Annotated in this window: 12 protein-coding genes and 1 pseudogene; 6 read left to right on the top strand and 7 right to left on the bottom strand. The window is 74.4% G+C overall.

Annotation, left to right across the window (positions count from 1 at the left end; translation table 11 throughout):
- Positions 1-148: 148 nt before the first annotated feature.
- From ACZ60X_RS30060 to ACZ60X_RS30070, 3 genes are all read left to right on the top strand, one after another.
- Positions 149-700 carry a hypothetical protein gene (locus ACZ60X_RS30060; RefSeq protein WP_469604999.1) on the top strand — a complete coding sequence of 184 codons (552 nt, stop codon included), beginning with the start codon at positions 149-151 and terminating at the stop codon, positions 698-700.
- 94 nt (positions 701-794) lie between these two features.
- Entirely contained in the window at positions 795-1721 is a 927-nt protein-coding gene (locus ACZ60X_RS30065) for a hypothetical protein (RefSeq protein WP_469605003.1), read from the top strand.
- Positions 1722-2081: 360 nt separating this feature from the next.
- Entirely contained in the window at positions 2082-2711 is a 630-nt protein-coding gene (locus tag ACZ60X_RS30070; protein WP_469605006.1) for a DedA family protein, read from the top strand.
- A 210-nt stretch (positions 2712-2921) separates the two neighbouring features.
- Here the strand turns inward: ACZ60X_RS30070 and ACZ60X_RS30075 are convergent, their stop codons facing one another.
- Complete coding sequence (locus ACZ60X_RS30075) at positions 2922-3428, bottom strand: hypothetical protein (protein ID WP_469605008.1); 507 nt, start codon at positions 3426-3428, stop codon at positions 2922-2924.
- Positions 3429-3558: 130 nt separating this feature from the next.
- On the opposite strand from ACZ60X_RS30075, the gene ACZ60X_RS30080 reads away from it, so the two are divergent.
- Together ACZ60X_RS30080 and ACZ60X_RS30085 are read left to right on the top strand one after the other, a co-directional pair.
- A complete protein-coding gene (locus ACZ60X_RS30080) occupies positions 3559-3918 on the top strand; it encodes a DUF779 domain-containing protein (RefSeq protein ID WP_469605011.1) in 360 nt (119 codons plus the stop codon).
- Positions 3919-4011: 93 nt separating this feature from the next.
- Complete coding sequence (locus tag ACZ60X_RS30085; protein WP_469605013.1) at positions 4012-5250, top strand: phosphodiester glycosidase family protein; 1239 nt, start codon at positions 4012-4014, stop codon at positions 5248-5250.
- A 35-nt stretch (positions 5251-5285) separates the two neighbouring features.
- On the opposite strand, the gene ACZ60X_RS30090 is transcribed toward ACZ60X_RS30085, so the two are convergent.
- The 6 genes and pseudogenes from ACZ60X_RS30090 to ACZ60X_RS30115 all read right to left on the bottom strand — a co-directional run bounded on the left by ACZ60X_RS30090 (position 5286) and on the right by ACZ60X_RS30115 (position 10455).
- Positions 5286-5480 (bottom strand): hypothetical protein, encoded by a 195-nt coding sequence (locus tag ACZ60X_RS30090; RefSeq protein WP_469605014.1) that lies wholly within the window; start codon positions 5478-5480, stop codon positions 5286-5288.
- A 101-nt stretch (positions 5481-5581) separates the two neighbouring features.
- Positions 5582-6433, bottom strand: a pseudogene (locus tag ACZ60X_RS30095) (phosphatidylinositol-specific phospholipase C/glycerophosphodiester phosphodiesterase family protein).
- Positions 6434-6544: 111 nt separating this feature from the next.
- On the bottom strand, positions 6545-7627 hold the full coding sequence (locus ACZ60X_RS30100) for an acyl-CoA dehydrogenase family protein (protein WP_469605016.1): 1083 nt from the start codon (positions 7625-7627) through the stop codon (positions 6545-6547).
- Entirely contained in the window at positions 7624-8805 is a 1182-nt protein-coding gene (locus ACZ60X_RS30105) for an acyl-CoA dehydrogenase family protein (protein WP_469605019.1), read from the bottom strand. Before ACZ60X_RS30105 ends, ACZ60X_RS30100 begins: the two co-directional genes overlap by 4 nt.
- Entirely contained in the window at positions 8802-9767 is a 966-nt protein-coding gene (locus ACZ60X_RS30110) for an NADPH:quinone oxidoreductase family protein (RefSeq protein WP_469605022.1), read from the bottom strand. The genes ACZ60X_RS30105 and ACZ60X_RS30110 overlap by 4 nt, the downstream gene beginning before the upstream one ends.
- Positions 9768-9873: 106 nt before the next feature.
- Entirely contained in the window at positions 9874-10455 is a 582-nt protein-coding gene (locus ACZ60X_RS30115) for a helix-turn-helix domain-containing protein (RefSeq protein WP_469605024.1), read from the bottom strand.
- A 64-nt stretch (positions 10456-10519) separates the two neighbouring features.
- Between ACZ60X_RS30115 and ACZ60X_RS30120 the strand changes: the two genes are divergently transcribed.
- A partial coding sequence (locus ACZ60X_RS30120; protein WP_469605027.1) for an NAD(P)/FAD-dependent oxidoreductase occupies positions 10520-11452 on the top strand: 933 nt, incomplete at its 3' end.

Genomic DNA, 11452 nt, shown 5'->3' on the forward strand with positions numbered 1-11452 from the left:
CGCCCCGACACGCGGAGCCGCTCGCCGCGCAACACCGGGGGCGGCGGCTCGGCGGGGTGCGGGACCGCGACCGGTCGGCGCAGGCGGTGCCGGCCCGTGCGGCGGTGTGTCACGGCGTGGCGGCGGGGGCGCCAGTAGGGTGGTGCCCGTGCTCGTCCCACAGCCCGCCTCCCGTACCGCCGGCATCCGCCGGCGGGTCGTGCGTCCCTCGGTCGTGCGTCCCTCCGTGCTGGTCGCGGTGCTGCTCGGGCTGTTCCTCATGCACGGCGGTCCGGCCGCTGCCGACGGCGGCTGCCACGGGGACATGCCCGACACCCCGGTCATGCGTATGGCGCGGACCGCCGATACGAGCGGGATGCGACCGGTGCCGGTCCGCGCGGACGGCGGTACGACCGTCCTGCCGGCGGCGCCCGCCCCGACGGCCTCGCACGCCGCCGCCGGCCCCCGCACCGCCCTCGGTCTCCACCCCGCCGTCGGCAGGACGACCGCACACGCGGCCCAGGGCATGCGGGGCGCCCTGTGCCTCGCGACCACTCCGCGCTCCGAGATCCCGCTGCCCCCGCTCGCCGCGCTCGCGGTCCTCCTGCCCGCCGTCGCGCCGCTCCCGTGGGCGCGGCGGACGTACGGCGAGGTGCGTCGGCGGGGGCCACCGGACGGCGGACGCGACCTTCTGCTCCAGGTGTGCGTCGCGCGGACGTGACGTGTCCCGCGGGCTACGGCGCCTTGCCGTGGCCTGGTCGGGGACCCACGTTCACCCGCGCCGTGTCACGGCGCCCACCTGGAAAGACACACCCATGTCCAAGGCTCTCCGGACGACGCGTCACGCCCTCGCGGCGGCCGCGGCCACCGCCGCCCTCACCCTCACCCTCGCCGCCTGCGGCTCCGGCTCCAGCGGCTCGCACGCCTCCGCCATGCCCGGGATGGACCACCGCGGCACGCCGTCCTCCTCGGCACCGGCCTCGTCCGGCGGCATGGCCGACATGCCCGGCATGAACGGCGCCGCCACCGGTAACGGGCTGGCCGCCGCGAAGGACGGCTACCGGCTGACCTCCTCGGCCACCGCCCTCGCCGCCGGCACGGCGACCGGCTACCGTTTCACCGTCACCGGTCCGGACGGCAAGCCCGTCACCGCCTTCGCCGTCGACCAGACGCAGCGGATGCACTTCTACGCCATCCGCTCCGACCTGACCGGTTTCCAGCACGTGCACCCGGCCATGGCCGAGGACGGCACCTGGACCGCGCCGCTGGCCGCGCTGACGCCGGGCACCTGGCGGCTGTACGCCTCCTTCACGCCGGACAGCGGTTCGGGCAAGGGCGAGGACTTCGTGCTCAGCCGGACCGTGCGGGTGCCCGGCACGGCGACGGCCACCTCCCTGCCCCGGGCGGCCCACACCACCACGGTCGACGGCTACACCGTGACCGTGCAGGGCGAGCCCATGGCCGGGATGGCCCATCAGCTCACCGCCACCGTCACCAAGGACGGCAAGCCGGTGACCGACCTCCAGCCGTATCTGGACACCTACGCCCACCTGACCGCCTTCCACCAGGGCGACCTCGCCTTCGCGCACCTGCACCCGCAGACCAGGGTCGACGGCGACCACGGCGGGCCGGCGCTGACCTTCCACGCCGAGTTCGCCCAGGCGGGGAACTGGCGGCTGTTCCTGCAGTTCCGGACGGCGGGACGACTGCACACTGCGGCCCTCACCCTGCGCGTCGGCTGACCCGCGCTACCCGGTGGTCGACCGCCTCTGGTCGACCACCCGCGCGGGCCCGCCGCTCGGCGATCCGGTCGTCGGCGCGCCCGCGCCCCTCGCTCACCCCCCTTCTCCCGCCCCGGTCGTCGCGGCGTCCGTGCCCGTGCCCATGGCGAGGCCCAGGCCGGCGTGGGCGAGCGTGGCGGCGGCGCGACGCCGTCACCGACCCTCGGGACCCCACGGGAGGACCTCGGCGACGACGTGTTCGGGCGCGGTCTCCGCCCCCGCGGCCACCGCCCGCGTCCAGGCGGACGCGGGCGGTTTCGCGCGGGGCGAGCGATCCTGGGGAGCGAGCAGCCCTGCGAGGAGGCCAGGAGGCGCACCCCGGTGATCGCCGTCAATCCGCTGAACAGCGCCTCGGTGCTGGCCGCCTTCGGCGCGCTCGGCGTCCTGGTGGTGATCTTCGCGGAGTCCGGGCTGCTGGTCGTCGGCTTCGTCCTGCCCGGCGACACCCTGCTGTTCCCGGCGGGGGTGCTGTGCGCCGGCGGCGCGCGCCAGCCGCCCCGGCTGGCGCTGTGGCAGGTGCTGGTGTGCGCGGCCGCCGGCGCGGTGGCCGGCGGGCAGGTCGGCTATCTCATCGGTCAGCACGGCGGCCGGGCCCTGCTGACGCACACCTCCAACCGCCGGGTGAAGGCGGCCGCCTCGCGCGCCGAGGGGCTGCTCTCCCGGTACGGCTACGGCAAGGCCCTCGTCATCGGCCGCTTCGTGCCGTTACTGCGAACCGTCCTGCATCCGGTGGCCGGCGCGCTCGGCGTGCCCGCCCGGACGTTCACGGTGTGGCAGAGCGTGGGCGGGGTGCTGTGGTCGCAGGTGCTCGTCCTCGCGGGGTACACCCTGGGGGCGTCGGTCCCCCACATCGACGACTATCTGCTGCCGCTGGTGGCCGTGGTCGTCGTCGTGTCGATGCTGCCGCTGTTGATCGAGACCTGGCGGGCGCGACGCTACCACCACGAATAGCGCCGCGCGGCGGCTGCGCCCGCTCGCACCGTTCCTCCAGGCCACACCCCCAGGACACCCTCGCACCACGGCACCACCCCGCTCAGCCCGGGACACGGCCCCGGCGGCGCCCGTGGTCACGGACGTGACGTCACCGCGCCCAGCTCACACGAGCCCCGCCGCCGGCACCACACCCCGGGAAACACCCCCGCACCACAGCACTACCCCCGCTCACCCCGGGGCACGGCCCCGGCGGCGCTTGCGGTTCGGGCGGCGGGGGCGGTGGGCGGTGTGCAGGTCGCCGATCGCGGCGCGCACATGGGCCGGGTCGCCCTTGCGGGAGCCGCCGGCGCACCACCAGGACGGGCGTCCGTCGACGACCCGGGGGTGCATGCCGAGGTCGTGGACGGTGCAGAGCGGCCACGCCCGCCACAGCCGCTCCGTCACCGTCTCCTGAGCCGCGTCCGCGAGAGTCGTCAGGGCTGTCGCGGCGGACTCCGTCGGCATCAGGGAGCTTCCGTGCTCGCCGCCGTCGGGCAGGACCACGTACACCTGCTCCGCCCCGTCCCCGTCCGCGTGCCCGGGGGCCGGGCACGCGTAGGCCATCAGGCGCAGGGGGCGCTGGTCGGGGAGCGTCGCGGCGAGGTCCCGGTTGACGGCCGCCAGGGCCTCGTCCCACAGCGGGTGGGTCTCGATGAGCACAGGGCGCGGTCGGGCACGGTCGTGGAAGGCGCACATGTGCCCATCCTCGCAGGGACGGCGGCCTCTTTCGGAGGATCGAACGCCGGGTTCTGGACGCGCTGCTGACGAGCCATGAGACTGGACCGGGTCCGGCTCTCCCGCGCCCCGGTTCTCCAGGACGGTGACCATGGAAGAGGAAGTCCCCCGCGTCGAACTCACCCCGAGCGCCGCGGAGCTGGTGCGGCGCCTGCGTGCCGAGCACGGTCCGCTGATGTTCCACCAGTCCGGCGGCTGCTGCGACGGCAGCGCGCCCATGTGCTATCCGGACGGCGAGTTCCGCACCGGCGACTCGGACGTGCTGCTGGCCGAGCTGTCCGTGGACGGCGTGGCCGAGCCCGTCACCTTCTGGATGTCCCGCAGCCAGTACCAGGCGTGGAGCCACACCCGGCTGATCGTCGACGTCGTACCGGGGCGCGGTAGCGGCTTCTCGCTGGAGGCACCCGAGGGGGTGCGTTTCCTCACTCGTTCTCGCGTAGTCGACGCCTAGTCGGCCCGCCGTCCCCCGGCTTCTGCTCAACTGCCTCTGGCCCTGCTAACACAGGTACGAGCAGGGCTAGTTGACGACGCATCAGGGGGCACGGTGGCAGGACGAGACAGGCGTACGGCAGCGGCGAGAGCGGTTCTCACGGTGGTCACCGCGTTCGGTGTGCTGGCCGGTGCGGCCCTGACGGGGGCGGCACCGGCCGCTGCCGTACCGGCGGGCAGGCGGATCGCGCCCGGGGTCACCTACCGGCAGTTCGACGTCGCCGCGGCCGCGGGCCCGGCGCACGCCCATCTGCTCACGGTCGACCTGCGCGATCGGCACGTCCGGGTGGATCTGCTCCACCCGGGGGCCGTGGCGGCCCGCGCCACCGTCTCCGGGATGGCGGACTCGACCGGGGCCGTCGCGGGGGTCAACGGTGACTTCTTCGACATCACCGAGACCCAGCACCCGGGCGTGGCGGCCACCGGCGCGAGCGTCGGACCGGCGATCGCCCACGGTCGTGTGCTCAAGGGGGCCGTGCCCGACGGCCAGCGCTTCGGGCCCGCTCTGCCACCGGGCACGAGCACACGGGACGTCCTCGGCGTCGGAGTCGACCGGCGGGCCCGGCTGGACCGCCTCTCGCTCACCGGCACCGTCCGCGCCCCGGAGGGCCGGTTCCCGCTGCGGGGCCTGAACCAGTACGCCCTGCCGCAGAACTCCGTCGGCGCCTTCACCGCGCCCTGGGGCGGCGTCTCGCGCGAGCGCGCCGTCTGCGGCACCGACACCCTGCGCTCGGCCCCGTGCAGCACCGACACGTACGAGGTGCGGATCCGGGCCGGCCTGGTCGTCTCCGCCGCAGGCCACCCGGGCAGCGGCGCGATCCCGGCGGACACCACGGTCCTGGTGGGCCGTGAGGGGGGCGCCCGGTGGCTGCGCAAGCTCTCCGTCGGGGACCGGGTGAGCGTGACGCACACGCTGGTGGCGGGCGCGTCCGGGGTGCCGTACGCGTTCGCGATCGGCGGCTTCCCGGTACTGCGGCACGGCCGGGTCCTGTCCGGGCTGGACGATGTCACCTCGGCGGTGCGCACCGTCGTCGGCTTCGCGGACGGTGGCCGGCGGATGCTGATCCTGGCGCTGGACGGCGCCGCCGCCTACCGCACCGGGATGACGGTCGCCGAGGAGGCGGCCACCATGCGCTCGCTCGGCGCCTCAGACGCGTTCAACCTCGACGGCGGCGGCTCGTCGGAACTGGTCGCCCGGGACGCGGGCGCCCGTGCCGTGACCGTGCGCAACCATCCGAGCGGCGGCGCCGAGCGGCCCGTCGCGAACGGCATCGGCGTCTTCTCCACCCCCTGACCGGCCCGAACGGCTCACGGCTCACGGCTCACGGCTCACGGCCGCAGGCTGCTGACCAGGTCGGCGGTGGCGGTGAGCGTGCTGGTGATCGTGGGCGCCATGCTGGAGCCGGCCAGGAAGAAGCCCAGCACCATGCAGATCAGCGCGTGGGAGACCTTCAGCCCGCCGTTGCGCATGAAGATGACGGCCAGGATCACGAGCAACAGCACCACAGAGATGGACACGGCCATGGGAACCTCCTCCGCCACGCCCCTTGAGCGGCGTTCGGCCGCAAGTGTGGCGTAGCGGAGGGTGCGTCCGGGCGGCTGACATGTCCCCCGAACGAGTGGTGTCACGCGGTCGGGCGGGCGTCGAGGAAGGCCTCCAGGCCGGCCAGGTCGTCGGTGTTGAGGTAGTCGACACCGGGCGGGTCAGCAGTTCCGTCCACAGGGCGTCGCGGGCCGGGCCCGCGGCGTCCGGGGTGGCCCAGAACCGCACGAGCTGCCCGTGCGCGTGCGCGGCGGCGGTGATGCTCCGCAGCCTCGTCCGCTCGGCGGCGGGGAACGGGCCGGCGCCGGCCCAGGTGAAGTTCGTCGTCCAGTTGTCGCTGATCAGCGAGATGAAGGAGGCGGGGGCCGCGCTGCCCAGGTCGGTGAGCCGGCCGTCGTAGAAGGCGAGCCGTTCGGTGGGATCCGGGCGGCGCGGTCGCCGGAGATGACGGCCGTGACCGGCCCGGGGTGGACGCGGCCGTGCGCGTACCAGGTGAACAGGCGCCGGTGGCGGCGCAGACGGCGGTCTAGTTCCAGGTACGTCGATGAGCCTTCCGTCTTGATGTCGATGAGGAGCTGCAACGGCCGGCGCCAACCCCGGTACAGCGGCGGTGGTTGGCCTTCACGAGCGCGGCCGGCGGGTCGAGGTGGAGGGATTCGAGGGTTCGGGCCGGGTCCGGCTCGGAGCTGTCGTGTCCGATGAGGAGCTGGTCGCCGACGAGGAGGTTTCCGGCCTCGTCGCTGTCGAAGCGGTGGTCGAGCGCGTCGAAGAGGGGACGCGGGTGCTCGTAGTCGTTGTGGGCGTGCGCGTTCCACCGCGGGCGCGGACCGCGGTGCGGGACGCCCGCCCGGGCCCGGGACGCGGGCAGGACGACCGCGCCGGGGAGGGCGGCGCCGAGGCTGCCGGGGGCTCCGCTTCGGGTGGTGAGGGCCATGCTCTGCCTCCCTTGGGATGCCGGATGGGACCGAGGGGAGTATGCGTGCCGCACACACCCGACGGTCCCCGTCCGGCGGGGAGTTCGCCCTCTGTTCACCCGCTCACGACGTCAGGGCGCCTGAAGGTCGACCAGTCCGGCCAGCGCCTCCCGGTGCGCGCCGGCCGTGCCGTACGCGATCGAATCGGCCTTGGCCCGCTTGAGGTACAGGTGGATCGGGTGCTCCCAGGTCATACCGATCCCGGCGTGCAGCTGCAGTGCCTCCTCGGCGGCGTGCACGGTGACCGGCGCCGCGTACGCCTGCGCGACGGCGACCGAGATGTCCGCGTCCTCGCCGGAGGCGAGCGCGTCGGCGGCGGCTCGGGCGGCGGCCCGGAGGTTGACCGTCTCCAGCCACAGCTGGGCGAGCCGGTGCTTGAGCGCCTGGAAGCCGCCGACCGGCCGGTTGAACTGCTTGCGCTCCTTCAGGTAGCGCACGGTCTCGGTCAACGCCCAGTCGGCGACGCCCAGTTGCTCGGAGGCGAGCAGCCCGGCCCCGGCGCGCAGGGCCCGGCGCACGGCGGGCCCCGCGTCGCCGACGCGGCGGCCGGGCGCACCGTCCAGCCGTACCGTCGCCAGCGGCCGGGTGAGGTCGAGGGAGACCTGCGGGGTGAGGGTCACGGCGTCGGCGGCAACGGCGTACAGCCCACCGTCGTCGGCCGGGACGAGCAGCACGTCGGCCACGGCGGCATCGGCGATGCCGGACAACTCGCCGTGCAGGGTGCCGTTCTCGGCCCGTACGGCCGTGGGGGCTGCGTCCGGAGCCGTGTGCAGTGCGACGGCGAGGGCGCCGATGGCGCGCCCGGAGGCCAGCCGTTCCAGCAGTTCCCCGTCCCCGCAGGCGAGCAGGGCCTCGGTGGCCACGACGGCACTGGTGAGGTACGGCACGGGCGCCATCGCCCGGCCGAGCTCCTCCAGTACGACGGCGGCTTCGCGGTGCGTGGCGCCCTGGCCGCCCTGCGCCTCGGGCACCAGGAGCCCGGCCAGGCCCATGCCGTCGGCGAGCAGCTTCCACAGAGCGAGGTCGTGCGGGGTGTCCGACTCGGTGCGGGCGAGGACGTCGGCCGCGGCGCAGTGGTCGGTGAGCAGGTCCCGCACGGCGGCCCGCAGCGCGTCCTCCTCCTCCGAGTACAGCAGGTCGGGCTGTGTGCTCATCGGGCCAGGTCCTTCCAGGCGACGTCCTTGTCGGTGCGCGGCTCGGCGGGCAGGCCGAGGACGCGTTCGGCGACGATGTTCAGCAGGACCTCGCTGGTCCCGCCCTCGATGCTGTTGCCCTTGGCCCGCAGATAGCGGTAGCCGGCGTCGCGGCCGGTGAAGTCGACCAGTTCGGGACGGCGCATGGTCCAGTCGTCGTACAACAGCCCTTCGGCGCCGCGCAGTTCGACCTCCAGGCCGCTGATCTCCTGGTTGAGGCGGGCGAAGGCGAGCTTCATGCCGGCCCCCTCGGGGCCGGGCTGGCCGGCGACGAGCTGCTGGCGCAGGCGTTCGGCGGTGAGGCGGGACACCTCGGCCTCGACCCACAGCTTCAGCAGCCGCTGGTGCAGGTCGTGGGTGCGCAGTGCGGGGCGTTCGCGCCAGGTCCGCGCGACCGGGCCGATCATGCCGCCCTCGCGGGGCAGCCGCATGCCGCCGATGGCGACGCGCTCGTTGTTGAGCGTGGTCTGCGCGACCCGCCAGCCGTCGCCGACCGCGCCGAGGCGGCGTGAGTCGGGGATGCGGACGTCGGTGAGGAAGACCTCGTTGAACTCGGCCTCACCGGTGATCTGGCGCAGCGGCCGGACCTCGACGCCGGGGTCGGTCATGTCGCACAGGAAGTAGGTGATGCCGGCGTGCTTGGGCACGTCCGGGTCGGTGCGGGCGATGAGGATGGCCCAGCGGGCGTTGTGCGCGCCGGACGTCCACACCTTCTGCCCGTTGACGACCCAGTCCTCGCCCTCCCGTACGGCCCGGGTGCCGAGCGCGGCGAGGTCGGAGCCGGCGCCGGGCTCGCTGAAGAGCTGGCACCAGACCTCCTCGCCCGTCCACAGCGGCCGCAGATAGCGCCGCTTCTGCTCGTCGGTGCCGTACTTGAGGATGGTCGGCGCGGCCATACCGAGGCCGATGCCGTTGCGGCGCGCGTCGTTGTCGGGGGCGCCGGCTGCCTCCAGCTCGGCGTCCACCACCGCCTGCAGATGGCGGGGCGCGCCCAGTCCGCCGAGGCCCTCGGGGTAGTGCACCCAGGCGAGGCCGGCGTCGAAGCGGGCCCGCAGGAACCGAAGCCGGTCGGTGTCGGCGGGCGGGTACTGGGCCAGCAACTCCCGTGTGCGGCGGACCAGTTCGTCGGCGTCGGTCATGCTGCTCCCTCCATCACCACGGCGATCCGGCCCACGGAGCGGCCGTCCGCCACCTTCTGCACGGCCGCGGCGGCGTCGCCGAGCGGCACCCGCTCGCTCACCAGCGGCTTGATGGCGCCCCGGGCGGCCAGTTCGGTCAGTTCCTCGTGGCAGTGCGCGATCAGCTTGGGGTTCTTGGTGGCGTACAGACCCCAGTGCAGGCCGAGGATCGAGTAGTTCTTCACCAGGGCGTGGTTGAGGGCCGGGCTCGGGACGGCGCCGCTGGCGAAGCCGACGACGACGATCCGGCCCTCGAAGGCGGCCAGCTTGGCCGACTGGGCGTAGGCGTCGCCGCCGACAGGGTCGTAGATCACGTCCGCGCCCCGGCCGCCGGTGGCCTCCTTCACGGCCGCGACGACGTCCTCGCCGCGCCGGTCGACGACCACGTCACAGCCCAGTTCCCGGGCGACGGCGGCCTTCTCGGCACCGCCGACGACACCGATCACCCTGGCTCCGGCCGCCTTGCCGAGCTGGACGGCGGCGCTGCCGACGCCGCCGGCGGCGGCGTGCACGAGCAGGGTCTCGCCCGCCTGGAGGTGCGCCCGGCGGTGCAGGCCGAACCAGCCCGTCTGGTAGCCGATGTGCAGCGCGGCGGCCTCGGCGTCGTCCAGCGCGTCGGGCGCGGGCAGCAGCGCGCGGGCGTCGGCGAGGGCGTACTCGGCGAAACCGCCGTACGGCAGGGCGGGGTTGGCGATGACCCGGCGGCCGTCCTCGGTCTCGCCGCAGATCTCCACGCCGGGTGTGAACGGCAGCGGCGGCCGGATCTGGTACTGGCCCCGGCACAGCAGGGCGTCCGGGAAGTTGATGTTCGCGGCGCGCACTCGCAGGCGCACCTGGCCCTCGCCGGGCGTGGGCGGCTCCGCCTCCGCGAGGCGCATCACCTCACTCGGCTCACCGTTCTCGTGCACGTGCCATGCCTGCATGCGGGGCCTCCACGGGACTGCTTCGTCTGACCGGGTCCGACGGCATACTAAGCGGTCGCTTGCCGATCAGGGAACAGTCGGCCCGGCCGGGCCCGCGTCAGGTCGGTCACTTCCGTGATGCCGATGCCGGCCGCGCCCGTACGTGCATCCGCTCACCCTGGGGCCCGAACAGGCTCAGGAACTCCACCGGCCCCTCCCCCGTCGAGCCGAACCAGTGCGGCACGCGGGTGTCGAACTCGGCTGCCTCACCGGCCGACAGCACCACGTCGTGCTCGCCGAGAACGAGCCGCAGCCGGCCCGACAGGACGTACAGCCACTCGTAGCCCTCGTGGGTGCGCGGGTCGGGCTCCTGCTTGCGCTGCGGTTCGAGCACCTTGAAGGCCTGCAGGCCGCCGGGCTGGCGGGTCAGCGGCCAGTGGGTGCGCCCGCCCCGCACGATCGGCTTCGCCCGCACCCTCGGGTCCCCCACCGGGGGCGCCCCGACCAGTTCGTCCAGCGGCACCTGGTGGGCCTGGGCGATCGGCAGCAGCAGCTCCAGGCTGGGCCTGCGCAGGCCGGACTCCAGCCGGGACAGCGTGCTCACGGAGATCCCGGTCGCCTCCGACAGGGCGGCCAGGGTCACCTCCCGCTCCTTGCGGACGCGCCGCAGCCGTGGGCCCACCTCGGCGAGAACGTCGTCGGTACTCATACGTGTATTGCAGTTTCGGCAAAGGTGTTTGTCAATGCCGCAGCCCACGGGCGACCGTCGTGCCATGACCGAGAACACGCAGCAGAGCAGGTACGAAGTCGTCGTCGTGGGAGGCGGGGCCGCCGGGCTGTCCGCCGGACTGGTCCTCGGCCGGGCCCGGCGCCGCACGCTGGTCGTCGACGCGGGCGAGCCGCGCAACGCGCCGAGCGCGCACATGCAGGGCTATCTGACCCGGGACGGCATGTCCCCGGCGGAGTTCCTGGCGGTCGGGCGCGAGGAGATCGCCCGGTACGGCGTGGAACTGGTCCGGGACCGGGTGGTCGACGCGGACAAGGACGCCGAGGGCTTCACGGCCCGGCTCGCCGGCGGGCGCACGGTACGGGCCCGGGCGCTGGTGATCGCCACCGGGCTGCGGGACGAACTGCCCGCGGTCCCGGGGCTGGCGGAGCGGTTCGGGCGGGACGTGGTGCACTGCCCGTACTGCCACGGCTGGGAGGTGCGCGACCGGCCGACCGGGGTGCTCGCGACGTCGCCGCTGAGCGTGCACCAGGCGCTGATGGTCACCCAGTGGTCCAAGGACGTGCGGCTCTTCCTGCACGAGGTGCGCGAGGCGGAGCTGACGGACGACGACCTGCGCCGGCTGGCCGCCGCCGGGGTCGGGGTCGTGCCCGGCGAGGTGACCGGCCTGGTCGTCACCGACGACCGGCTCACCGGTGTCCGGCTGGCTGACGGCACGGTGCACGACCGCGAGATCCTGTACGCCGCTCCGCGTGCGGTTCCGCGGACCGACCTGCTCGTGCGCCTGGGCGCCGAGCTGCGCGAGACGCCGTTCGGCAGCTACCCGGTGATCGACGAGCGCGGCCTGACCACCGTGCCCGGCCTCTGGGCCGCGGGCAACGCGAGCGGTTTCGCCGAACAGGTCATCAACGCGGCGAGCCGCGGCTACCGGGCGGGCGCGGCGATCAACGGCGAGCTGCTGATGGCGGACCTCGACGCA

The sequence above is a fragment of the Streptomyces sp. NPDC104106 genome (genome assembly GCF_055584345.1).

What these genes read in the sequence shown, in the direction of transcription:
- ACZ60X_RS30075 (WP_469605008.1), bottom strand. Translation starts at nt 3,428, where the DNA reads ATGTGCGCCTTCCACGACCGTGCCCGACCGCGCCCTGTGCTCATCGAG.
- ACZ60X_RS30115 (WP_469605024.1), bottom strand. Translation starts at nt 10,455, where the DNA reads ATGAGTACCGACGACGTTCTCGCCGAGGTGGGCCCACGGCTGCGGCGC.
- ACZ60X_RS30080 (WP_469605011.1), top strand. Translation starts at nt 3,559, where the DNA reads ATGGAAGAGGAAGTCCCCCGCGTCGAACTCACCCCGAGCGCCGCGGAG.
- ACZ60X_RS30100 (WP_469605016.1), bottom strand. Translation starts at nt 7,627, where the DNA reads ATGAGCACACAGCCCGACCTGCTGTACTCGGAGGAGGAGGACGCGCTG.
- ACZ60X_RS30105 (WP_469605019.1), bottom strand. Translation starts at nt 8,805, where the DNA reads ATGACCGACGCCGACGAACTGGTCCGCCGCACACGGGAGTTGCTGGCC.
- ACZ60X_RS30110 (WP_469605022.1), bottom strand. Translation starts at nt 9,767, where the DNA reads ATGCAGGCATGGCACGTGCACGAGAACGGTGAGCCGAGTGAGGTGATG.
- ACZ60X_RS30065 (WP_469605003.1), top strand. Translation starts at nt 795, where the DNA reads ATGTCCAAGGCTCTCCGGACGACGCGTCACGCCCTCGCGGCGGCCGCG.
- ACZ60X_RS30090 (WP_469605014.1), bottom strand. Translation starts at nt 5,480, where the DNA reads ATGGCCGTGTCCATCTCTGTGGTGCTGTTGCTCGTGATCCTGGCCGTC.